Origin of the sequence: Roseburia sp. MSJ-14 (genome assembly GCF_018918225.1) — a bacterium.
GTDB lineage: Bacteria > Bacillota > Clostridia > Lachnospirales > Lachnospiraceae > Petralouisia.
In genome coordinates this window covers 237,325-260,345 of sequence record NZ_JAHLQD010000008.1, presented here as the reverse complement: position 1 = coordinate 260,345, position 23,021 = coordinate 237,325, and the positions used below count along the sequence as shown (strand labels likewise).

Annotated in this window: 23 protein-coding genes and 1 tRNA gene; 3 read left to right on the top strand and 21 right to left on the bottom strand. The window is 38.4% G+C overall.

Going from position 1 to position 23,021, the window contains the following annotated elements; all coding sequences use genetic code 11:
* Positions 1-84: 84 nt before the first annotated feature.
* Entirely contained in the window at positions 85-996 is a 912-nt protein-coding gene (locus KQI83_RS03635) for a DUF5688 family protein (protein WP_216554814.1), read from the top strand.
* On the opposite strand, the gene glgA is transcribed toward KQI83_RS03635, so the two are convergent.
* From glgA to aroD, 21 genes are all read right to left on the bottom strand, one after another.
* Complete coding sequence (gene glgA, locus KQI83_RS03630) at positions 986-2,425, bottom strand: glycogen synthase GlgA (protein ID WP_216554812.1); 1,440 nt, start codon at positions 2,423-2,425, stop codon at positions 986-988. The genes KQI83_RS03635 and glgA overlap by 11 nt on opposite strands.
* 20 nt (positions 2,426-2,445) lie before the next feature.
* Positions 2,446-3,246, bottom strand: a complete 801-nt coding sequence (spo0A, locus tag KQI83_RS03625) for a sporulation transcription factor Spo0A (RefSeq protein WP_216554811.1) — start codon at positions 3,244-3,246, stop codon at positions 2,446-2,448.
* Positions 3,247-3,475: 229 nt separating this feature from the next.
* On the bottom strand, positions 3,476-4,744 hold the full coding sequence (gene spoIVB / locus KQI83_RS03620; protein ID WP_216554810.1) for a SpoIVB peptidase: 1,269 nt from the start codon (positions 4,742-4,744) through the stop codon (positions 3,476-3,478).
* A gap of 82 nt (positions 4,745-4,826) precedes the next feature.
* Positions 4,827-6,509: a DNA repair protein RecN gene (gene recN, locus KQI83_RS03615; RefSeq protein ID WP_216554809.1), complete on the bottom strand. Its 1,683-nt coding sequence runs from the start codon at positions 6,507-6,509 to the stop codon at positions 4,827-4,829.
* A 56-nt stretch (positions 6,510-6,565) separates the two neighbouring features.
* Entirely contained in the window at positions 6,566-7,021 is a 456-nt protein-coding gene (gene argR, locus KQI83_RS03610) for an arginine repressor (RefSeq protein ID WP_216554807.1), read from the bottom strand.
* 22 nt (positions 7,022-7,043) lie between these two features.
* A complete protein-coding gene (locus tag KQI83_RS03605; RefSeq protein WP_216554805.1) occupies positions 7,044-7,889 on the bottom strand; it encodes an NAD(+)/NADH kinase in 846 nt (281 codons plus the stop codon).
* A 4-nt stretch (positions 7,890-7,893) separates the two neighbouring features.
* Positions 7,894-8,691: a TlyA family RNA methyltransferase gene (locus KQI83_RS03600; RefSeq protein ID WP_216554804.1), complete on the bottom strand. Its 798-nt coding sequence runs from the start codon at positions 8,689-8,691 to the stop codon at positions 7,894-7,896.
* 1 nt (position 8,692) lies between these two features.
* The gene (dxs, locus tag KQI83_RS03595; protein ID WP_216554803.1) at positions 8,693-10,579 is read right to left on the bottom strand and encodes a 1-deoxy-D-xylulose-5-phosphate synthase; all 1,887 of its coding nucleotides are present in this window, start codon (positions 10,577-10,579) and stop codon (positions 8,693-8,695) included.
* A 29-nt stretch (positions 10,580-10,608) separates the two neighbouring features.
* Positions 10,609-11,496 carry a polyprenyl synthetase family protein gene (locus KQI83_RS03590; protein WP_216554802.1) on the bottom strand — a complete coding sequence of 296 codons (888 nt, stop codon included), beginning with the start codon at positions 11,494-11,496 and terminating at the stop codon, positions 10,609-10,611.
* A gap of 11 nt (positions 11,497-11,507) precedes the next feature.
* Entirely contained in the window at positions 11,508-11,726 is a 219-nt protein-coding gene (gene xseB / locus KQI83_RS03585; protein WP_216554801.1) for an exodeoxyribonuclease VII small subunit, read from the bottom strand.
* A complete protein-coding gene (gene xseA, locus KQI83_RS03580) occupies positions 11,702-12,928 on the bottom strand; it encodes an exodeoxyribonuclease VII large subunit (protein ID WP_216554800.1) in 1,227 nt (408 codons plus the stop codon). Before xseA ends, xseB begins: the two co-directional genes overlap by 25 nt.
* Positions 12,925-13,320 (bottom strand): transcription antitermination factor NusB, encoded by a 396-nt coding sequence (nusB, locus tag KQI83_RS03575; RefSeq protein WP_216555406.1) that lies wholly within the window; start codon positions 13,318-13,320, stop codon positions 12,925-12,927. Before nusB ends, xseA begins: the two co-directional genes overlap by 4 nt.
* Before the next feature lie 132 nt (positions 13,321-13,452).
* Positions 13,453-13,830 carry an Asp23/Gls24 family envelope stress response protein gene (locus KQI83_RS03570; protein ID WP_216554799.1) on the bottom strand — a complete coding sequence of 126 codons (378 nt, stop codon included), beginning with the start codon at positions 13,828-13,830 and terminating at the stop codon, positions 13,453-13,455.
* An 80-nt stretch (positions 13,831-13,910) separates the two neighbouring features.
* On the bottom strand, positions 13,911-14,834 hold the full coding sequence (gene metA, locus KQI83_RS03565) for a homoserine O-acetyltransferase MetA (RefSeq protein WP_216554798.1): 924 nt from the start codon (positions 14,832-14,834) through the stop codon (positions 13,911-13,913).
* A 42-nt stretch (positions 14,835-14,876) separates the two neighbouring features.
* Positions 14,877-16,895: an NAD-dependent DNA ligase LigA gene (gene ligA / locus KQI83_RS03560; protein ID WP_216554797.1), complete on the bottom strand. Its 2,019-nt coding sequence runs from the start codon at positions 16,893-16,895 to the stop codon at positions 14,877-14,879.
* Between the two features lie 17 nt (positions 16,896-16,912).
* Positions 16,913-17,656: a pseudouridine synthase gene (locus KQI83_RS03555; RefSeq protein ID WP_216554796.1), complete on the bottom strand. Its 744-nt coding sequence runs from the start codon at positions 17,654-17,656 to the stop codon at positions 16,913-16,915.
* A 5-nt stretch (positions 17,657-17,661) separates the two neighbouring features.
* A complete protein-coding gene (locus KQI83_RS03550; RefSeq protein ID WP_216554795.1) occupies positions 17,662-18,096 on the bottom strand; it encodes a hypothetical protein in 435 nt (144 codons plus the stop codon).
* 176 nt (positions 18,097-18,272) lie between these two features.
* On the bottom strand, positions 18,273-19,457 hold the full coding sequence (locus tag KQI83_RS03545; RefSeq protein ID WP_216554794.1) for a hypothetical protein: 1,185 nt from the start codon (positions 19,455-19,457) through the stop codon (positions 18,273-18,275).
* 54 nt (positions 19,458-19,511) lie between these two features.
* A tRNA-Arg gene (locus KQI83_RS03540) sits at positions 19,512-19,583 on the bottom strand.
* 35 nt (positions 19,584-19,618) lie between these two features.
* Complete coding sequence (locus KQI83_RS03535) at positions 19,619-20,161, bottom strand: shikimate kinase (protein ID WP_216554793.1); 543 nt, start codon at positions 20,159-20,161, stop codon at positions 19,619-19,621.
* Position 20,162: 1 nt separating this feature from the next.
* Positions 20,163-20,918, bottom strand: coding sequence for a type I 3-dehydroquinate dehydratase (gene aroD, locus KQI83_RS03530; RefSeq protein ID WP_216554791.1), 756 nt, complete (start codon positions 20,916-20,918; stop codon positions 20,163-20,165).
* Positions 20,919-21,076: 158 nt separating this feature from the next.
* Here aroD and aroE point away from each other — a divergent pair, with 158 nt between their 5' ends.
* Together aroE and KQI83_RS03520 are read left to right on the top strand one after the other, a co-directional pair.
* Positions 21,077-21,946 carry a shikimate dehydrogenase gene (gene aroE, locus KQI83_RS03525; RefSeq protein ID WP_216554789.1) on the top strand — a complete coding sequence of 290 codons (870 nt, stop codon included), beginning with the start codon at positions 21,077-21,079 and terminating at the stop codon, positions 21,944-21,946.
* 12 nt (positions 21,947-21,958) lie between these two features.
* Complete coding sequence (locus KQI83_RS03520; RefSeq protein WP_216554788.1) at positions 21,959-22,987, top strand: 3-deoxy-7-phosphoheptulonate synthase; 1,029 nt, start codon at positions 21,959-21,961, stop codon at positions 22,985-22,987.
* Positions 22,988-23,021: the final 34 nt, after the last annotated feature.

Sequence of the window (23,021 nt, the reverse complement as noted above, 5' to 3'; positions counted from 1 at the left end):
TATTTCTTTTTATTTCATGTTACATTTAGACCCACACAGAATCCTGTGTGGGTCCTGCTTTGCCAGCACAGCGCAGGAGGTCTTATGACATACGAAATATTTAAAACTCAGGTAGTTGCTCAATTGGAAGAACAGTTTCCTTCGGGCACATCTATTACCATTCAATCTATTTCCCGTAACAATAATCAAACAGAAGATGCATTGACTATTTTAGAACCCGGACTTAATATCTCACCCACAATTTATCTAGCCCCTTATTTCAAGCAATTACGGCAAGATATCCCTTTTGCATCTATTGTTTCACAGATTTACAGTTACTATCAGGAACATCGTACTTCTCACAGTATTGATACAAGTTTTTTCACCGACTTTGATAATGTGCGTTCCCATATTGTATACAAACTCATTCATCAGAAAAAAAACAGAGAACTCCTCAAAGAAGTTCCCTGGATTCCTTTTTTAGATCTTGCCATTGTATTTTATTGTCTTCTATCGAAATCCTCTACCGAAAGTGCTTCTGTACTTATTCGAAATGAACACCTTTCCTATTGGAATGTCACTGCCCCTGATCTGCTTTCTTTGGCAGAAAAGAATACACCGTTTTTACTCAATTCCTGTTGTAATTCACTGGAGGAGCTTTTGCTTCCGGCACTGGAGCAGCTTCCGTTTGCGGAACACTCAGACACACAGCAAGCCTTTCATTCTTCCACTACTGTTCCCATGTATGTACTAACCAATCAACAACGTTTTGGTGGAGCCTGCTGCATTCTCTATGACAATGTTTTAAAAGATATTGCCGAACGCCTGAATAGCGACCTCTATATTCTTCCCAGCAGCATTCATGAGGTAATTCTTATGCCTACCACTGTCACAGAATCCATTTCTTCCTTATCTCAAATGGTAACGGAAGTCAATGAATCCGAAGTGGCTGCTGAAGAAATCTTATCGGATCATGTTTACTATTACCACAGAAATACAGATAGTATTACGATGTGATTTTTTCATAAATCGCTTCATACTTCTTAGTAACGGTCTGCCAGGAGCTATCATGTTTCATACAACGTTTCATCATGGCTTTCCATGCTTTTGGTTGCTCCTGGTAGATTTTAAGTGCATACCGAATAATAAATAACATTTCCCCTGCATCATAATTGCGAAATCCAAATCCGGTTCCGGTCTGCCAAATCTCATTATAAGGCTCTACAGTATCTTTCAATCCACCGGTTTCTCGCACAATTGGTACTGTTCCATACCGCATACTAATAAGCTGACTAAGTCCGCAAGGCTCAAACTGAGAAGGCATTAAGAACATATCTGCTCCTGCATAAATGCGATGCGCCTTATCTTCACTATACCCAATATTGGCGCACATCTGGCTCGGATACTTCTGTGCAAACCAGGAGAAATCATGCTGAAATCGCTCTTCTCCTGTTCCAAGAACAACTACCTGTACATGTTCTGTCTGCAATAACTCCTCCATAACAGAAACTACTAATTCAAAGCCTTTTTGCTGGGTTAAACGTGATACAATTGCAATAACACATGCTTTTGCATCCTGTTTTAATCCCATTTCCTTTTGCAGTGCTTTCTTATCCTTTTTCTTTTCTGCTATATTTTTAGTTCCAAATGGATATGGAATATTTTTATCTGTCTGTGCATCATATTCCTTTTCATCAATCCCGTTGATGATTCCACAAAGTTTTCCTGAGACTTCTCTCATTACACCATCTAAGCCTTCACCGCCTTCCGGTGTCTGTATTTCTCTGGCATAAGTCTCACTTACGGTAGTAACCTGATCTGCATAAAGAATTCCTGCTTTTAGGAAATTACTTTCTCCATATGCTTCCATAGCACCATACCGATACTTTGCAGGGATATCTCTGCAATTTTCAATATCATCAATTTGCCATCTTCCCTGGAATTTTTGATTATGAATAGTAAAAACTGTTTTGATGTTCTGATAAAATTTATTTTCCCCATAAAATACTTTTAATAGCATTGGAAGTAATCCTGTTTGCCAGTCATGGCAATGTATTACATCCGGACAGAATTTTAACTGTGGTAATGCTGCTAACACCGCTCTGGAAAAAAATGCAAACTTATTTACATCTTCACAGATATGGTGATACGGCGCATCTCCTGCAAAATAATATTCATTATCTATGAAATAATAGGTAATTCCTGACTCTTCCATTTTATAGATTCCAATATACTCTTGTTCTCTTGGCATATTTTCATAAAAATGGGTTACTTTTTTCATCTGTTCACGAAATTTCTGGGGTATACACCGATACAGTGGCATAATAATACTGATTTCATACAATGACTTATCAATATACTTTGGCAGTGCTCCAACTACGTCTGCCAAACCTCCTGTTTTTATAAATGGATTGCCCTCTGATGCTGCAAAAAGTATTTTCTTCATTTAGTACCTCCGGTTAGTAATTATTTTCCTATCTTATATTCTAACCGAATTTTGTCTGCAATTAAAGCTATAAATTCTGAATTTGTCGGTTTTCCCTTTCCATTATGTATGGTATATCCGAAAAGTTCGTCTATGGTGTCCATTTTTCCACGACTCCATGCTACTTCTATTGCATGACGAATTGCTCTTTCTACCCGGCTTGGCGTTGTCTGAAACTTCTTTGCAATACTTGGATATAGAATTTTGGTAATGGAATTGAGCATTTCCATATCGGTAACGGACATCATAATTGCTTCCCTTAAATACTGATACCCCTTAATATGTGCCGGCACTCCGATTTCATGAATGATGTTGGTAACATCATTTTCTAAATTACGTTCTTCTAACTTTTCCTTTTTCTCATAAGGATTTACTTTTCTTGCTTCTAATCCTTTGCTCTTCTCTTTATCTCGCACACGTTTGATACGACTGATGACTACATCACTGTCAAAGGGCTTCATAATATAATAATCCGCACCTAAGTCAAAGGCATCCTCTGTGATGCTTTGTTGTCCTACACCGCTTATCATGATAAATGCCGGACAGTGTTTCATATTTTTGTCATTTTTCACCTTATCCATGACTGCCAATCCATCTAATTTTGGCATGATAATATCCAATAATACAACATCCGGTTCTTTCTTTTTTATCATTTCATAGGCTTCTTCACCGTCTTTTGCAGTTCCGACCACCTGAAACTCCTCATCACTTCTAACAATATCCCCTAATACTTGCAGCATTCTCTCATTATCATCTGCAATTGCTACATTTAATTTTTCCACGTCATATCCTCCTGTTGCTTTTCATCATAATTAGAAACAATTTGTATTATAACTGTATCTGAATATTACTTCAATGAAAAGATTTCTTGTAATTTCGACAACATACCATCTATTGTTCCATAATAACACGAACCCTGTCATTTAAAAAGAACTAAATACCTTTTCCCATTGATAATATCTGTTTTCGTTAGTTGGATTTTGTCGAAGAATGTCACTAAGTTTTTAAACTTTACCTTTCAATCATTTGTTCTGCAAAAACTCCGTATCCCTTTGCTGCATCCTGTACAAATACATGGGTTACCGCTCCTATCATTTTTCCATTCTGAATAATGGGGCTGCCGCTCATTCCCTGCACAATTCCACCTGTTAATTCCAATAATTCCGAATCTGTCACTTCAAAGAGAATTCCTTTATTAATATTATTACTGCTATAATCTATACCGGTAATATTAATTTCATATTCTTTTCGTTCTCCGGAAAGATAGGAAATAATCTGAGCTTTTCCTTCCTGCACTTCCTGCTTCATTGCCACCGGGCAATATTTTTCTCCCTGAATCTGCTCCGGTATACGCTGTAACTTTCCGTAAATTCCAACTTCTGTATTTTTTTCTACATTTCCTAACTTAAATTGATCCAGATATGTGATAAGACCCGATACTTCTCCCGGCTTTCCTTTTTCTCCTTTGGTAATGCCTACTACCTGAGCTTCATATAAGGTTCCCTCTGACATGCATATTTTAGTTCCTGTATCCATATCACTTACCGGATGCCCTAACGCTCCATAATTTCCTGCACTATCGGAAAAAGTAAGTGTCCCAACCCCCGCTAAGTCATCCCTTACCCATACCCCTAGCTTATATTCATTTTCGCCTGTTCTTACCGGCTCTACCTTTAACTCAATATATTCACCGTCACGCACGACTCCAAGAACCACCGCATTGCCCCCGCATTTGTTGATTGCCTCTATTACATCTTCTTTTGTTTTTACTACCTGTTCATTGATTGTTTTGATATAATCTCCGCTTTTTACAATATTTGCAGCAGGTTCGTAATTCATCCCATCTGTTCCGTTTACCACCCCTGTTCCAATAATTAATACGCCCTCTGTTTTTACATAAATTCCCACTGGGATTCCACAAGGCACCACATTTTCTTCTTCAATAACTTCTACTGCAACTTCTTTTACTTCAAAAATTCCAAAAAGCCGACATATCATAGAATAACTTCCTTGCTTTGCTGACTTTATGGAAAACTTTTTATTCAAATCTACATGTATTTCTTCCTGATTTACCGTCTGAGATTGATTGTCAAATACCTCTAATCCCTCTTTCTCCACTACTCCAGTCATTGGAACATGAAAATTAAATTCTTCTTTTTTCCCCTGTACCATCCATATCTTGTCGGGAATTGATTCTTTCATAATAAAGAAAGAAAATACCAACAACAGTCCAAGCCCTCCTAGTATACTGGCTTTTGCAATACATTTTTGCTTTTTCATATTTTCATATTCCTCCTATTACATAAAAAAGGATTTCAGCTTCTACTGAAATCCTTTTTTATTATATGAAGTTCTTTACTTTTTAACTCTGGGATTTTTTAACTGACTTTGCAAGTTCTTTCATTTCTTTTGCGCTTTCTAATACCGTATCCGTTACTTTCACACCGCCAAGCATTCTTGCCAACTCTTCAATGGTTTCTTTTTCCTTTAATCTGGAAATATTAGAAACCGTTGACTGATTTACCACATTTTTACTAATTAAGAAATGTTGATCTGCCATGGCTGCTATCTGTGGAAGATGGGTAATACAAATGACCTGATGATTTTTTCCTATCACATTCATTTTTTCGGCTACCATCTGTGCTGTTCGTCCACTGATACCTGAATCAATTTCATCAAAAATCAATGTTTCTATCTGGTCACTCTCTGCTAAAACTGTTTTAATTGCTAACATAATACGACTCAATTCACCGCCGGATGCTACTTTTCCCAGTGGTTTCACCGGTTCACCCGGATTGGTAGAAATTAAAAATTCTGCATCATCTGTTCCGTTTGCCGTATAATTTGGTGTATTCTGAAATGCCATGGTAAATGTTACATCTAAGAAATTTAAATCTACTAAGGCATCTTGTACCAGTTTTGTCAATTTTTCTGCATAACGTTTTCGAATGTCAGATACTTCCTTGCAACTTTTCTGCAATGCATGTTCTGCCTTTTCTTCTCGCTTTGCTAATTCTTCCAGATAATGTTCATAATCCTTAAGTTGCTGATAACGTTGCTCTTTTTCTTCTTGTGCTTTTAACACTGCTTCAATAGAACCGCCAAACTTATCCTTTAAATGATTTACTTCATCTAAACGTTTCTCTGTTTCAAAAAAGGTCTCTTCGTCAAATTCTCCATTGGAAATATAGGCTGCCAATTCTCGATTAAAATCATTCAACAAACTATCAATTTCACCGATTTGCTCTGCTATCTGCTCTAACTCGCTATCATACTCTGCCACCGAAGTAAGCTCTCTTAAAGCTCGTCCTATCTGTTCTGTAGCACTGCCGTCTCCTCCGGTTAGATTATGGGCAATATTCGCTGCTTCCATAATTTTACGGCTGTTTGTCATTTTCCGATAGCTGCTTTCTAAGGTTTCATCTTCTCCAACTACCAAATGAGCCTCCTGAATTTCATTTATCTCATATTCCAGGAAAGACAGCTCGCGCTCTCGTTGCACATCATCCGTTACTGCTTGTTTCTTTTCTTCTAATATCTTCTGATATTCCTGATAACAAGCCTTTAATGTTTCCTTTTTTTCTTTTAATTCCTCTTTGGCATATTCATCCAATATTTCTAAATGCTTCTTTTTATGAAGCAAAGATTGATGTTCATGTTGTCCATGAATATCAATCAGAAGTGCAGCTACTGCCTTCATACAGGATGCTGATACTGTCTCAGAATTGATTTTTCCTACACTTCTTGTAGCTGTAATCTTTCTGGACATGATGATTTCTCCATCTTCCGGAAAAATATCCATCTCCTCTAATAATTTCTGTTGCTGTGGATTCTCCACTTTAAAAATCAGCTCAACCAGAGCATATTCTGCGTTTTCCCGTAACATCTCTTTTGAGACTTTTTCTCCTAACGCCAGATTAATGGAGCCTATAATAATTGATTTTCCCGCTCCTGTTTCACCGGAAAGAATATTTAATCCCGGTCCAAATTCTACCTCCGCTTCTTCAATTAACGCAAGGTTTTTCACATGCAGACTTACTAACATATCCGTTCTCCTTCTGCTCTCTCATTTACAACGGCTTAAAAATCAGTATCTTACATTTAACTTTCTACGATTTTTCTTAATCGTTTCATTAAATTCTCTGTATCTTCTACAGTTCGTACTGCACACATAATCGTATCATCACCTGCAATACTTCCTACTATTTCATGACAATCCATGGCATCTAATGCTGCGGCAACTGCCATAGCCATTCCCGACACCGTCTTTATCACTAAAATATTCTGTGCCATATCCATGGATGCAAATCCATCTCGAAAAACACGAATGTACTTCTCACTCATATCTACATGATTTTCATTCAGTGCCACATACTTTTGTCTTCCACCTGTTCCACTAGCCACTTTTGTAAGCTTCAATTCACGAATATCTCTTGATACCGTTGCCTGTGTTACCGCAAATCCTTCCTGCTCTAAGCGGTCTGACAATTCTTCCTGTGTTTCAATATTATACTTCCTTATAATTTCCAAAATCTTAGCATGACGTTTTGATTTCATAATTATCTCTATTCTCCTTTTATTAGCTGGTATATCCTTGCAACTTCTTTCCCAAACGTTCCAAAAAACTTAACTTACTGAGTTTTAATATTCCTGTTCTGGTTCCTGCTTTTTTTACTACAATCTTTTCTCCTACCTCCAAAATTCCTACATGATCGCCATCAAAGCTCACTTCTGCCTTTTCATCATTTTCTACTCGCCTTGGTGCTACTTCTATGGTAATTTCTGCATCTGCACCAAGTACGATACTTTTTGCATTCAAGGTATGAGGACTAATGGGTGTGATTAGTATCAGCTCTGCTCTGGGATCTACGATAGGACCTCCCGCAGACATATTATAAGCAGTGGAACCCGTAGGGGTTGCGATAATAATACCATCTGCACTATATGTATTCAAATATTCTCCATTTACGGAAATAATAAAATCTGCTACCTGAAGTACCCCGGAACGATGGATTACGATATCATTTAATGCAACCTGCTGTCCGGAATGTCCCGACTTATTCATCAAATATCCGGTTAAAAGCATACGCTCCTCCACAGAATAGCCCGTTCCTTTCATAAGTATTTCTAAACCGCTCATGACATTTTCTGTATCCAGCTCACATAAATACCCTACATGTCCGGTATTGATTCCGATTAAGGGAATATTGTATTCTGCCATATCACGGGCTGCCCGAAGCAATGTTCCATCCCCTCCGACTACTAAGATACACTCCGTTTTATCGGGAAGTTCTGTTACATCACATGCCTGATTTAACTGATAATCACAGCTTCCACCACGTTCTTCGACAAATTTTTTTATTCTCTTTGTTAATACTAATTCTTTATCTTTTTGTGGATTTGCAATAATGTAAAAATGCTTCATGCTCTTATGCCAGCGTACTGTGTGCCTTGGCAACCACAGCTTTTACGTCTACCGGCTCCTCCTGACTTTCCATGCCCTTTTGAATGTATACAAGATATTCTATGTTTCCTTCCGGACCTTTGATTGGGGAAAACTCCAGATTTTTAACACCAAATCCGATTTCCTGTGCAAAAGAAATTACTTTTTCAATTACTTCTTCATGTACTTTCGGATCTCTAACAACTCCTTTTTTCCCTACCTTTTCTTTTCCAGCCTCAAACTGTGGCTTAATCAGGCATACCATCTCACCATGTTCGGTTAACAATTCCTTTGCTGCCGGAAGTACTTTGGTAAGTGAAATAAAGGATACATCCACTGATGCAAAATCTAAAACATCATCAATATCTTCCGGTGTTACATAACGGATATTGGTTTTTTCCATACATACCACGCGCTCATCCTGACGTAACTTCCATGCAAACTGTCCATATCCTACGTCTACGGAATATACTTTTTTTGCTCCGTTTTGAAGCATGCAATCAGTAAATCCTCCGGTAGATGCACCAATATCCATACATATCTTACCATCTAAGGAAATTCCAAAGTTTGCCATGGCCTTTTCTAGTTTTAATCCACCGCGGCTTACATATTTTAACGTATTTCCTCTTACTTCAATTTCCACTTTTTCATCAAAAGAGGTTCCTGCCTTGTCCTCTCTTTGACCTGCTACAAATACATTTCCTTCCATTATCATGACTTTTGCCTTTTCTCTGGAAGGTGCAAGTCCTCGTTGTACTAATAATACATCTAATCTTTCTTTCATGCTATAACCTTTCTCGTATTTTAGCATATTCCGCTACAATTTTCTTTACCACGGATTCTTTATCAATTCCGGTTTCTTTTTTCAATATATCTACGTTCCCCTGCTCCACATATTCATCCGGAATGGCAATGTTAAGAACCTTACTACCTGATTCTTTCATATCTCTTTCATTCATATAGCATACCACATGCTCGCCAAATCCGCCACTGATTACGTTTTCTTCCATCGTAACGATAAGCTGGTGATTTTCCGCTAATTCATCCAATAACTGATAATCCAACGGTTTTACAAATCTTGCATTGATAAGAGAACATTGGTACCCCATGGCTTTTAACAGCTCTCTTACTTCTACTGCTGTTTTTACCATGCTTCCCACAGCCCAAAGTGCTATCTGACTTTCTCTTTTTATTACTTCACTTTTTCCAAATGTAATCGGCTCACGAAACTCTTTCAAGCCGTCATAAGCTTCTCCTCTTGGATAACGAATAGCGATTGGATGCTGATATTTTACTGCAAACTTTACCATATCGGAAAGCTCCCATTTATTTTTGGGTGCCATAACTACCATATTGGGAATGGTAGATAAATAAGACAAATCAAAAATTCCCTGATGGGTTTCTCCATCACTACCTACTAAACCGGCGCGATCAATGGCAAATACTACCGGCAAGTCCTGAATACAGACATCGTGTAAAATCTGATCATACGCTCTTTGTAAAAAAGAAGAATAAATAGCCACAATGGGCTTTAGGCCGGCTGCTGCCAGTCCTGCTGCAAATGTTACTGCATGCCCTTCTGCAATTCCCACATCAAAGAAACGTTCCGGGAACATATTGTGAAAACGCTTTAACCCTGTTCCGTCTCCCATAGCTGCTGTAATAGCAACTACTTTTTCATCCCGATCTCCTAATTTACGCATTACTGTAGAAAAAATATCTGTATAGTTTGCCTTTGTTCTTGGATGGATTGGAATTCCTGTTTCTATTTCAAAAGGTGCTGCTCCATGAAATCTTGCAGGATGTCGTTCTGCCGGAAGGTAGCCCTTCCCCTTGCGTGTCAATACATGTACCAATACTGCACCATCCACCTTTACTGCTTCACGGAAAATTCGCAACATTGCTGAAATGTCATGTCCATCTACCGGTCCCAAATAAGTGATTCCCATGTCTTCAAATAACATTCCCGGAATAAACAATTGCTTGATTCCGCTCTTGGTTCTGCGTATCTGCGACACCATACGCTCTCCGTATACCGGAATCTTGCTTAAGGAATTCGTCACACCTGTTTTCAAGTCCTTGTATGCCTCTGCTGTCCGTAAATTCCCCAAATGTCTGGAAAGTCCTCCTACATTTTCTGAAATGGACATATTATTGTCGTTTAATACGATAATAAAATTCGTTTTCATACGAGAAGCATTATTCAAAGCCTCGTATGCCATTCCTCCGGTTAATGCTCCATCACCAATTACCGATATCACATGATAATCCTGTCCAGTAAGCTCTCTTGCTTCCGCATAGCCTAGTCCTGCGGAAATAGAAGTGGAACTGTGTCCGGTGTCAAAACAGTCACATTCACTTTCTTTTCTCTTTGGAAATCCACTCATTCCACCATATTTTCGCAATTCGTCGAACCCTGCCTTGCGTCCCGTCAATAACTTATGGGTATAAGACTGGTGCCCTACATCCCAGATAATCTTATCTTCCGGTAAATGAAATGCAAGATGCAATGCCATGGTAAGCTCTACAACTCCCAGATTTGATGCCAGATGTCCGCCATTTTCTGATATTTTCTGAATCAGGAAATCACGAATTTCATCTGCAAGAATGGGTAATTCTGCACTTGTTAATTTTTTTATATCATTGGGCTTATTTATCTTTTCCAATACCATGAAGAATTTCCTTCTTTCTTTGTGCATTACTATTTCTTACGATGCACTAATTCCATCATCAGATTTGTTAAAAACTCATTTTTTACTACTAAGGAACTTAATAGCTCTACACTATGCTTGGAGCGTTCTTCCACTTCTTTGGCTGATGCTTCAAGTCCTTTTAATGTAACATAGGTGGTTTTGTGATTTTTTTCGTCACTTCCCACCGGCTTTCCTAACACTTCTGTACTGCTGGTCACATCTAAAATATCATCCTGAATCTGAAATGCCAGCCCTAACTCCCTTGCTGCCTGTTCCACAATTTTCTGTTCGTTTTTGGTCGCTCCTGCAAGGATCGCACCAATCATCATAGAACTTTCCAATAATGCTGCTGTCTTTAACTTATCTATAAACTGTAACACTTCTTCGGTTACTTCTTTTCCTTCTGATTCCACATCCACACATTGACCGCCTAACATACCATGAATGCCTGCCTTAGATGCCAATACCTGTAATGCTCTTCCTATATTGCTATTTTCCGGCTCTATTTCAAATGCCTTGGTCGCTGTTTCAAATGCATAATTTAACAGTCCATCTCCTGCAAGGATTCCCATTGCTTCGCCGTACTTAGCGTGTGTTGTTTTCTTTCCTCTTCGAAATTCGTCATTATCCATTGCCGGAAGATCATCGTGCACCAAGGAATATGTATGAATCATTTCCATTGCTGCCATAAAAGGCTCTATTACCTTAGAACGACCACCGAACATCCGATAAGTCTCCAGCATAAGGATAGGTCGAAGTCTCTTTCCACCTGCTAAAACACTATAATTCATAGCTTCTATGACTGTTTTCTGATACCCTTCTTCTATGGGAAGATATTGTTTTATAATCTGCTCTGCCGCTTGGGTGCGAGCTGCGATTTCTGTCTTCATATCCATAGTATTTTCTCCTATTCCGCATCTAATGGTTCCAGTTCTCCCTGACCATTCAATAAAAGCATTTGCTTTTCTACATAATCTATCTTACTATTGCATTGTTTTAATTTTTGTATTCCCTGTTCATATAATCGGAAGGAATCCTCTAGGGATACTTCTCTTTGTTGCATTTTCTCTATAATCTCCTCTAACTCTTTGAAGACTTCTTCTAATGTCTGTTCTTTTTCTCCCATGAGAAAACCTCCGTTTCTGTTACTGTTGCATTTACTTTTCCATTTAGCATATGAACGATAATCTTATCATCCTTTTTCACCTTAGTTACATCGGACAATGCCTTTCCGGTCTCATCCGATACATAGGAATATCCCTGACTGAGTTTTTTTACCGGTGACATTCCTTCCAGTTGCCCTGCGTACAATTCTATCTGATGTTTCTTTTCCCGAAGTTTTTGTTGCATATATAAGTGAAGTTTTTCCTCTAAGTCTATGGCATACTGACGCTTATCATTCAAACGATTCTGGGGAGTCAACAACTTCAACTGTCGCTCATACATCTTTAAACGTTCCTCTGTCTGCTCTAACTTATCACTCATTCCACGATTTAATTCCATTTTAACAGACAACAATTGTTGTGCTAATTCCTGCCAATCATAGACCGCCAACTCTGCTGCCGCAGATGGGGTAGGTGCTCGCAAATCTGCCACAAAGTCTGCAATAGTCGTATCGGTTTCATGACCTACTGCTGAAATAATGGGAATACTACACTCAAAAATAGCCCGTGCTACCGCTTCTTCGTTAAATGCCCACAAATCCTCGATAGAACCTCCGCCTCGTCCGACAATGATTACATCTACCTTAAGCTGTTCTAATGCATGGATTCCATTTACAATACTTGCTACGGCACCCTCTCCCTGCACCAAGGCAGGATACAAAATTGTCTGCACATAGGGATTACGTCTTTTTGAAATATTTTGAATATCACGAATTGCTGCTCCGGTAGGTGCTGTCACAATTCCTAATGTTTTAATATATTTGGGAATGGGCTGTTTGTATTCCTCTGCAAACATACCCATTTCTTCTAATTCTTTTTTTAATGCCTCGAACTTCTGATATAACACTCCTGCCCCATCCAAAATAATTTCTTTGGCATAAAGCTGATATTTTCCGTCTCGTTCATATACGGAAATAGAACCTAATACAATTACATTGTCTCCATTTTTCATAGGAAATGTAAGACCCTTACGATTTCCTGCAAACATAACCGCTGTGAGTGCTCCGCTTTCATCTTTCAGAGTAAAATAAATATGACCGGAAGTATGATACTTGCAGTTTGATACTTCACCCTTTACATAAATGCGGTTCATCATAAAGTCCTGGGTAAACATATTTTTAATGTAGGAGTTTACCTGTCCTACGGTATATACGTTCTTTATCATACTAATTTTGCAAGAATTCCATTTACAAAGGATGCAGAATCATCCGTTCCGTATGCCTTTGCTAGTTCTACGGCTTCATTGATTGCTACTCCTGTTGGAATGTCCTCTTCATATTTTAATTCGTAGGTTGCAAGGCGAATCAATGTTAAATCTACCTTTCCCATACGACTTGTTTTCCATCCTTCTGCTACTTCATTAATCATTGCATCTATCTCTGCTAAATGTGCCATGATATCCTCGTATTTTTTCTGAATATAATCCATATCTTTTTCTTTTCTCTGATCTAATTCTTCAAAAAATAAAGATAACTGTTCTGACATCTCTTCTTTCTCATAAAACTCTGCACGGAATAACAGTTTGAATATCTGTTCTCTAATCTCTCTTCGACTCATTCTTTTTCCTTTCAAAAAGGGGTGCCTCATAAAATAAGACACCCTTGTTTTGTTTTTTATATCTCACAGTTTCTATTCTAGTATACTTATTACTGTGAAACTTTTCTTCGCTGTCTTGTTTTCAAGGTTCTCTTACTTGCTCTTTTCCATTTCCACACCGGCAATTCTTACATTTACATCAGATACTTCTAATCCGGTCATGTTCTCAATCGCACTCTTTACTCTTTCTTGTACCTTAGCAGATACTTCCGGAATAACAAATCCGAACTTAATATGAAGTGCAACATCTACACTTACAACATTGTTCTGTACGTCTACTTTGATTCCCTTGGAAAGATTCTTCATTCCAAGCTTGCTTACTAACTCGTTGGTGATATTGCCAGCCATGGAGCTTACTCCATCCACTTCGGTAGCGGCAAGTCCTGCAATAATCGCAACTACTTCGTCTGCAATACGCACCTCTCCTAAATTATCGTCTTTTATCATATATGCTTTTCTGTCTTCAGCCATTTTTACGCCTCCTAAACTTATTCATTGTTATATTATAACAGAATCTTGTACTTTTGCAAAGATTTTCTGGAATGTTTCCCCTATTTCTGCGGCACTGTAATATACTCATACGGCGTTGTCTGGTACACATAGTAGTTCAACCAGTTTGTAAATAATGCATTGGCATGTGCCCGCCACATCAGGTTTGGCTTAATGGTACAATCATCATTTTCATAATAATTTTCCGGCACCTGAATATCCAGACCCTTTTCCTTGTCGCGTATGTATTCTGAGTGCAAGGTCATTCTGTCATATTCCGGATGTCCCATTACGAAAATTTTCTTTCCGGTTTCATCCATTACCAGGAATACTCCGGCTTTTTCGGATTCTGCTAAAATTGTAAGTTCCGGTACTTTTTCAATATCTTCTTTACGCACCTCTGTATGACGTGAATGTGGTGCTAAGAAACAATCATCAAATCCTCGTACCAATGGAATCTTGCGATTGCTTACACGGTGTTCAAACAAACCGAACATCTTATGGTCCAATAAATGCTTTGGTATTCCATAGTAATAATAAAGCCCCGCCTGCGCTCCCCAGCACAAATGCAAGGTAGAGGTTACATTTGTTTTTGTCCATTCGCATACTTCTTCAAACTCTTTCCAGTAATCTACCTCTTCGTATTCCATTTTTTCGACCGGTGCTCCGGTAATAATAAACCCATCAAACTTTCTGTCTTTGATTTCTTCAAATGTGCTGTAAAACTCATTCAAATGGCTTAGTGATGTGTTTTTGGATTCATGGCTTGATACTGTAACAAAGGTAACATCTACCTGTAATGGTGTATTAGATAATGCACGCAGCAACTGTAATTCTGTGTCTTCTTTCAAGGGCATCAAATTCAGTATTCCCACTTCAATTGGACGAATATCCTGATGCATCGCCCGCTTTTCGTCCATTGTAAATACATTTTCCCATTCTAGTTTTTCTCTTGCGGGCAATCCGCTTTGAACCTTAATTGGCATATTCTCTCCTGCTTTCTATCGTATGATTTCTTCTATTACTATCTATTGATTTTTATTTACTTCTGACAGCATTTCCATAAACTGTGCTTCATCAATAATATTTGTTCCAAGCTCCTGTGCTTTTGTCAATTTACTTCCCGCACTTTCGCCTGCAAGCAGATATGTTGTTTTCTTTGAAACAGAACCGGACACTTTTCCGCCTTGTTTTTCAATCAATGCGGCAGCTTCTTTTCTATCCATACTTGGCAAAGTTCCTGTAATTACAAAGGTCATTCCTTCAAACAGGGTTCCACCGGATGTCTCTGCGGTCTGCATATTCACGCCATAACTACGCAAACGCTTCATCAGTTCTTCGTTCTTTTCATTTTGGAAAAATTCCTGAATACAACGTGCGCTCACTTCGCCAATATCATTGACACTTTGAAGTTCTTCTATAGTTGCATGTTCCAGTGTTTCCATATTTTTAAATACCTTTAGTATTCCCTTTGCAGCAGCTTTTCCTACATTTGGAATTCCCAGCCCTGTCAGCAACTGATAGGCATCGTTTTCTTTTGATTTTTCAATAGCTGCAAGCAATTTATCTGTATTCTTCTCTTTTCCGATAATTCCCTGTTCAATCAATTCTTCCCGATGTTCTTTCAGGGTATAAATATCCGCTACATCTTTAATATACCCCAATCGTACCAGTTCTTCAATATAAACTGTACCAAATCCTTTAATATCCATGGCATCTCTGCCAACAAAATTGATAATATGGCGTTCTAACTGTGCCGGACAGTTTGGTGAGGTACATTTAATATCTGCTGTGTCCTTTTCTCGCTGTGTCTTTGCGCCACAAACCGGACAGACTTCTGGAATTTTAAAGGGAACTGCTTCTGCCGGTCTTTTTTCTTTTATTACCTTTCGCACCTTTGGAATAATTTCTCCGGACTTATATACCTGTATGGTATCCCCAATTCGAATATCTAAGTCATCTATAAAATCCTGATTATGCAATGTTGCACGAGATACACTGGTTCCACACAATCGTATCGGTTCAAATACGGCGGTTGGCGTAATACGTCCTGTTCTTCCCACTGACAATTCAATATCTAAAAGCTTTGTTTCTTTTTCTTCTGGTGGGTATTTATATGCTACTGCCCAACGTGGTACTTTTGAAGTATTCCCCAATTTTTCTCTATCTGCCAGTGAGTTAATCTTTACAACAGCACCGTCTATATCGTAAGCAAGATTTCCCCGATTTTCTCCTATGGTGCAGATTGCATCCCACACTTCGTCCTTGGTATGACATACTTTATAATCATCAATTACATGAATTCCATTCTTTTTCAAATATTCATATCCTTCTGTATGAGTTTGAAATTCCATGCCACGCACCTGTTGAATATTAAAAATAAACATTGAAAGTCCACGCTCTTTGGTAACTCTGCTATCTAACTGTCTGAGTGTTCCTGCCGCACAGTTTCGTGGATTAGCAAATGTCTTTTTCCCATTTAATTCCTGTATTTCGTTTACCCGGTCAAAGTCCGCATTTTTCATGTAAACTTCCCCTCGAATTTCTAAATATTCCGTTGGAAATTTCAATTTCTTTTTTACATCCGGAATTACCTTGGCATTTTCTGTTACATCTTCTCCAAAAGTTACACCGTCACCACGGGTAAGTGCCAGCTTTAGTTCCCCTTCTTCATAACGAAGTGCCATTGATAAACCATCTATTTTATACTCTACTACGAATTCAGGATGGTCTAACTGTTCCTGCATCTGTTCTACGAACTCATCAACTTCTTCTCTGGAAAAAACATCCTGAAGACTTAACATGGGAACATTATGTGCCACCAACACGCCTGCTTCACGTTTTGCTGTTCCCCCTACTTTCTGTGTTGGTGAATCTTTTGTCACCAATTCTGGAAATTCTTTTTCTAATTTTTTCAATTCCTGCATCATCATATCATATTCATAATCTGTGATTTCAGGACTATCCATATTATAATAACGATTACTGTGATATTCTATCTGTTTTCTTAATTCTTCGATTCTTGCTTTTGCCTGTTTCTTATCCATCCTGCTTTCCTTTCTCCCTACTGCCACGTCGGAATTACTGTTTCATTTGACGAATCTTTAATTAATTCCCGTAACTCTTTCCATTCTTCTGGTGAAATTCTTCGGCTGGCACCTTCTTTTAAATCACCTAACTGAATATTCATAATTCGTGTTCTTTTTAAATCTACTACACGATAGTGAAATTTTTCACACATTCGTCGTATCTGTCGATTCATTCCCTGTGTTAATACAATTCGAAAGGTACGTTTTCCCAGCTGTTCTACTTTGCATTTTCTTGTTGTGGCATCTAATTCTTCCAAGTATACTCCGGCTGACATTTTTTCCAAAAAATCTCTGGTAATATCACGATTCACTCGCACGATATATTCCTTTTCATGGCGATTTCCGCTTCGCATCATTTTATTCACCAATTCCCCTTGATTCGTCATCAAAATGAGTCCTCGTGACTCCTTATCCAAGCGTCCAATGGGATATATTCTCTTAGGATAATTTACAAAATCCACAATATTATTTCGTTCTCTCTTTTCTGCTGTACATACAATTCCCCGTGGCTTATTTACTGCCAACAGAATTATTTCTTCCTCCTTGGAAACTTTCTTTTTTCCAAAATACACCTCATCTCCCGGCGATACTTTATCCCCCATAACCGCCTTTCTTCCATTAATTGTCACATGGCCTGCCTCAATCTGGCGGTCTGCCTCACGTCTGGAACACACACCTGCTTCACTTAAATACTTATTAATCCTCACTGGTTCTGTCATTCTCTTCACCTACAAAATCCCTTTAATCGTTCTATATTTTCTTCTTCAAAGTCCATTAACTCTTCTGCCATCTCATTTGCAAAACTTCCTGCATTTTTATTATTATGCCTTACTTTCATTAAATCTGCAATACCTCTTGTATTTCCCTGTATCATCATATCAGCTACATGGGGTGTACTGATATTCCATAGTGTATTCATTTGAATTCCACTCCAAAGCATTGCTTCTTCCCATGGGGATTTTTTTGCTGTAATTCCATACTCCCACAATCCTGCTTCTGCCTTTCGTTCAAATTCTTGAAAACGCTTCTTCTGACTGGTTAATTCATACGCGAATTCCTGATTATACACTTTTTGCATCAAAGTATCGATAGCTTTGATTGCCATTTCCGCATTTTTCTTTGTTTCTTTTAATACACAAATTTCTTCATACTTTTTCATGGGTTTCCTCCTAATCATTTCTTATTTGATTAGGGTAAAACATTTTTCATTTTTTATGCAGATTTCTAAATACTTCTATATCTTCTTCTATCACACACCTGTGATATAGAAAAGAGAACTGCTCTTAAAAAGCAATTCTCCTTTCTGTTATTTTATCTTCATTTCTTATTCATTTTCTAGTTTTTCAACAAAAGCTCCGTCTTAATATATCCGGTCTTGCCTTTCCATTCAACCTTTGTCCAACCTTCCTGATAACTCAAGACTACCTTTAAAGAATCTCCGATTGCTGTAGTTCCTACTTTATCAGAAGTCTCGCTCATAGATACTCGAATATTATACGCATCGTTCGCTGTTAAGGTCGTTCCTTCCGGAAGATAATTCAAACCGTTGTTTGTGTCCTGCTGTTGTTGTGCTGCTTGATCCGCTGCTGCCTGCTGTGCCGCTGCCTCCGCTGCTGCCTGCTGTGCCGCTGCCTCTGCTGCTGCCTGTTCCGCTGCCGCTTGCTGCGCCGCTGCCTCCGCTGCTGCTTGCTGTGCTGCTGCGTCTGCTGCCGCCTGTTGTGCTGCTGCATCTGCTGCCGCCTGTTCTGCCGCTGCCTGTTCTGCTGCCGCCTGCTGTGCTACATAATTAGATGCCCAATTTTTAATTCCGTCTGTTACACTGTTTACTGCATTCTGAAGATTTGCATCTGCGGTAACAGTCTGAGTATAACGATTTTGGAAATCAGCCTGTAATGCCTTGACATCAGCACTTTCTTTAAATTTTTCAATCAAAGCCTCTACATCCGGATCTACGTCTGTTTCTTGCATTTGGCTATTGAAAGAACTATATAAATTATCTATATAGAGCTTACCATCCTTATTGGTTCTAACATAAAAGGATTCCATTCCCGGAACAGTTCCGTCTACTCCATTAAACTTCATATCATATGTTGCTGATACCAGGTAAGAATTCTTCTCTAATCCCTGCTTTGTATAACAATCAATGTTGGAATAACTTTCTACATAACCGCTCATCAATTGAATATAACTTTTCTCCATATCAGATAACGGAGTTGCTATCTGTGCAAGCCCATCTACATCTCCGCTTGCATATAAACCATAATACTGTCCAATCAAACTGTTTAATTCTTTGTTTTCATTTACAGCATATTCATCCTGTGCATCTGCTACCTGTTCCTGCTTGGTGCCTTCCTTTTTGCTATCTGACTTTCCATTATTAGCCGCTGTTACAGCTAATACAACTACCAAAATAACTGTTAGTACTCCTGCTGAAACATATCGTGCATTATCCTTACAAAATGTAACAATTGTATCTATATTGATTTTCTTATTTTCATTATTATTCAAAGAGTTCTTCATATGTCCTCCTATGATATTAATCTATAAAAAGTGAATTTAAATTTACAGTTACAATGCACCCAGAGGGAATCGAACCCCCAGCCCCAGAACCGGAATCTGGTATTTTATCCGTTAAACTATGGGTGCTTCCACGGTATAAAATCTACAACTTCGTAAGTATATCATATTTTTTTTGAAAAATCAAAAGAAAATTTGGGGGTTGCCAAATTCTGTTTTAACTCTTTTGCCATATCTAACGATTCTCTTCCGTCTGTTGGAATTACTATTTCACCGGCTTTTTTATAAAAAGGTTCTCTTTTCTCCATCAACTGTTGGATATATGGCACATTCATATGTCCATTTAAAATCGGCCGTTCTTTTCCGTTTTTCACTCGCTCTAAAATAGTTTCCGGTGTTGCAGTAAGCAAAACAACCACACCTGTTTCGTGCATTAGTTTTATATTTTCCTCTCTCAGTGCCATTCCACCGCCACAGGATACAATACAATGCTCTCTTTCACGCATCCCCTCTAAAAATTCTGTCTCTTTTTTGCGAAAATATTCCTCTCCATAGGCTTCAAAAATTTCAGGAATACGCATCTTTTCTCTTTTTACAATCTCCTGATCTGTATCTATCTCTTCATATCCGGTAATTGCTGCCATATGCTTTGAAATGGTACTCTTACCGGTTCCCATAAATCCAATAAAATAAATATTATTTTTCATGCTATTTTTCCATACTTTCTGAAATTTTGTTTAACATCATTACTGCATCATCCAGTGGGAGCTGTCCCGGTGCGGATGCTTTTCCCGCAGTTGCAAATGTTACGCAAGAGCCGGAAAACTGCCCGGTAAGTCTGGAAATCATCCCAGTTTTCCCCATAGACATGGTAATTACAGGATAATCCTTTAACTGTTCCTTCACTTCTACTGTTGCTTCTAATAATCGCAGCACATCTTTTCTGTTTTGAGGCATTACTGCTAACTTTCCGATGTCTGCACCTATTTTTTTCATATAGAATAATTTTTCTGTCATTACTTTCGTTTCCGGTGTCTTTGTAAAATCATGATCCGATGCAACTGTTATAATACCCTGCTGTTTTATATTTTTTATCAGTTCTTGCGGATGATTCAGTTCATATACTTCTACATCCAGCATATCTGTCTTTCCATGCTGTGCAAGATGTTGTAACATCTTCACATAATTTTCCCTAGATATTTCTTTTTCTCCGCCCTGTGCTTTGCTACGGAATGTGCACAACAAAATCTTATCCTTAAAAATTTCTGCTAATTTATTACTTACATCACTTAACGCTTCTGTTTTCTCGCATCCTTCGTACCAATCCATGCGCCATTCAATCATATCTTCCGGTTGATTTGCTAACTCTGTTGCCTTTTTTATAATCGCCTTTTCCGTTTCCTCCACAATTGGTACGCACACCAATGGTCTTCCTGTTCCGATATTCTTGCCTTTTATATTCACAGTTATTTTCTCCTAACTTATATTTACACATCATTACTTTACCATAGTATAACTTACAAAAATAAAACCCGCAAGTCATTGACATATTTTTTATTATCTATTAAGATAGTGTCTAGGACTTTTACACATTAAACCAATAAATTAAAGCAGGTGAATATATGAATTATGAAATTACTGGGAAAACCAAACTTACCGGTCTTCTTGGAAGTCCCGTTGCCCACAGCATCTCACCGCAGATGCACAATGAGGCATTTCGTCAGCTTGGACTTGATTATGTGTACCTTGCCTTTGATGTAACTCCAGAACATTTAGAATCTGCAATTCTTGGACTTAAGGCAATTGGAATTCATGGATTTAACTTAACCATGCCTTTAAAAGTACATATTATCCCCTTGCTGGATGAACTTACTCCTGCGGCAAGACTTGCAAATGCTGTAAATACTGTTATTATTAAGGATGGCGTTCTCATAGGACATAATACCGATGGTATTGGCTATATGCATTCTGTTATTGATGCCGGTCATGATATCATTGGAAAAAAGATGACTTTGCTGGGTGCTGGTGGTGCTGCCACTGCAATCTGTGTACAGGCTGCCCTTGATGGTGTTTCTGCCATTGATATGTTCAAACGTAAAAATGCCTCTTGGGATGATACCTTGACATTTTGCCGGAAAATAACCGCAGAAACAGGTTGTCCAATTCGCCTTCGGGATATTTCCGACCAGAACTCACTTGCAGAAAGTATTTCTGACAGCGCAATTCTTACCAATGCAACCAGCGTTGGTATGGCACCTGATACAGAAAAATCTCCAATAAGCGATGTTTCTATGTTTCGTAAAGATTTAATTGTATCAGATATTATATATAATCCTAAGGAAACCTTGCTGTTAAAGCAAGCAAAGAAAGCAGGTTGCCCACATTTTAACGGCTTATACATGCTGTTATATCAAGGTGCTGCTGCTTTTACCTTTTGGACCGGACAAGAAATGCCAATTCAACTAATTAAAGAAAAATATTTCAAACACTAAAGGAGAATGATTATGAGTTTTACATTTTTAAAACAGCTTCCTTCCCCGGGAGCAATCAAAGAACAATTTCCACTCTCTGCAAAAGCAGTGGAAACCAAAAAAGAAAGAGATAAAATGATTCGTGATATTATCACCGGAGATTCTGATAAGTTTCTTGTTATCATCGGACCTTGTTCCGCGGATAACGAAGATGCCGTTTGTGACTATATCAATCGTTTAAGTCGTGTACAGGAAAAGGTTGCAGACCGTTTGGTAATTGTACCTCGTATCTATACCAACAAACCTCGTACTACCGGAGAAGGTTACAAAGGAATTGCACATCAGCCTGACCCTGAAAAGAAACCAGATATGGTAGGCGGATTAATCGCAATGCGTAAAATGCACATTCGCGCTTTAGAAGAAAGCGGACTTTCTTCTGCTGATGAAATGTTATATCCAGAAAACTTCAGCTACATGGAAGACTTACTCTCCTATGTTGCAATCGGAGCTCGTTCCGTAGAAGACCAGCACCACCGTCTTACTGTGAGTGGCTTTGATGTTCCAGCAGGAATGAAAAACCCAACCAGCGGTGACTTCTCTGTTATGTTAAACTCTGTGTATGCTGCACAGCATCCACACCACTTTGTATATCGCGGATATGAAGTACGCACCAGCGGAAATCCATTAACTCACGTTGTTCTACGCGGTTCCGTAAATAAACGTGGTGTTTCTCTTCCAAACTATCACTATGAAGATTTGGAATGCTTAATCCGTATGTATGACAAAATGGATTTGGTACATCCTGCTGCTATTATTGATTCTAACCATGCAAACTCCAATAAGCAGTATGAACAGCAGATTCGTATTGTAAAAGAAGTAATGCACAATCGTCAGATTGCACCGGATATCAAAAAAATGGTTAAAGGTGTTATGATTGAAAGTTATATTGAACCAGGCAGCCAGAAAGTTGGCGATCATATCTATGGAAAATCCATTACAGACCCATGCCTTGGCTGGAAAGAATCTGAAGAATTGATTTATCATATTGCTGAAACAGCATAAAGATTATGTGATTATACATGTAAAAGGAGATGTC

Bases quoted from the DNA above. Each gene is read 5' to 3' on its own strand.
- KQI83_RS03635 (WP_216554814.1), top strand. From the start codon at position 85: ATGACATACGAAATATTTAAAACTCAGGTAGTTGCTCAATTGGAAGAA.
- glgA (WP_216554812.1), bottom strand. From the start codon at position 2,425: ATGAAGAAAATACTTTTTGCAGCATCAGAGGGCAATCCATTTATAAAA.
- spoIVB (WP_216554810.1), bottom strand. From the start codon at position 4,744: ATGAAAAAGCAAAAATGTATTGCAAAAGCCAGTATACTAGGAGGGCTT.
- recN (WP_216554809.1), bottom strand. From the start codon at position 6,509: ATGTTAGTAAGTCTGCATGTGAAAAACCTTGCGTTAATTGAAGAAGCG.
- argR (WP_216554807.1), bottom strand. From the start codon at position 7,021: ATGAAATCAAAACGTCATGCTAAGATTTTGGAAATTATAAGGAAGTAT.
- KQI83_RS03605 (WP_216554805.1), bottom strand. From the start codon at position 7,889: ATGAAGCATTTTTACATTATTGCAAATCCACAAAAAGATAAAGAATTA.
- KQI83_RS03600 (WP_216554804.1), bottom strand. From the start codon at position 8,691: ATGAAAGAAAGATTAGATGTATTATTAGTACAACGAGGACTTGCACCT.
- dxs (WP_216554803.1), bottom strand. From the start codon at position 10,579: ATGGTATTGGAAAAGATAAATAAGCCCAATGATATAAAAAAATTAACA.
- KQI83_RS03590 (WP_216554802.1), bottom strand. From the start codon at position 11,496: ATGGATATGAAGACAGAAATCGCAGCTCGCACCCAAGCGGCAGAGCAG.
- xseB (WP_216554801.1), bottom strand. From the start codon at position 11,726: ATGGGAGAAAAAGAACAGACATTAGAAGAAGTCTTCAAAGAGTTAGAG.
- xseA (WP_216554800.1), bottom strand. From the start codon at position 12,928: ATGATAAAGAACGTATATACCGTAGGACAGGTAAACTCCTACATTAAA.
- nusB (WP_216555406.1), bottom strand. From the start codon at position 13,320: ATGAGTCGAAGAGAGATTAGAGAACAGATATTCAAACTGTTATTCCGT.
- KQI83_RS03570 (WP_216554799.1), bottom strand. From the start codon at position 13,830: ATGGCTGAAGACAGAAAAGCATATATGATAAAAGACGATAATTTAGGA.
- metA (WP_216554798.1), bottom strand. From the start codon at position 14,834: ATGCCAATTAAGGTTCAAAGCGGATTGCCCGCAAGAGAAAAACTAGAA.
- ligA (WP_216554797.1), bottom strand. From the start codon at position 16,895: ATGGATAAGAAACAGGCAAAAGCAAGAATCGAAGAATTAAGAAAACAG.
- KQI83_RS03555 (WP_216554796.1), bottom strand. From the start codon at position 17,656: ATGACAGAACCAGTGAGGATTAATAAGTATTTAAGTGAAGCAGGTGTG.
- KQI83_RS03550 (WP_216554795.1), bottom strand. From the start codon at position 18,096: ATGAAAAAGTATGAAGAAATTTGTGTATTAAAAGAAACAAAGAAAAAT.
- KQI83_RS03545 (WP_216554794.1), bottom strand. From the start codon at position 19,457: ATGAAGAACTCTTTGAATAATAATGAAAATAAGAAAATCAATATAGAT.
- KQI83_RS03535 (WP_216554793.1), bottom strand. From the start codon at position 20,161: ATGAAAAATAATATTTATTTTATTGGATTTATGGGAACCGGTAAGAGT.
- aroE (WP_216554789.1), top strand. From the start codon at position 21,077: ATGAATTATGAAATTACTGGGAAAACCAAACTTACCGGTCTTCTTGGA.
- KQI83_RS03520 (WP_216554788.1), top strand. From the start codon at position 21,959: ATGAGTTTTACATTTTTAAAACAGCTTCCTTCCCCGGGAGCAATCAAA.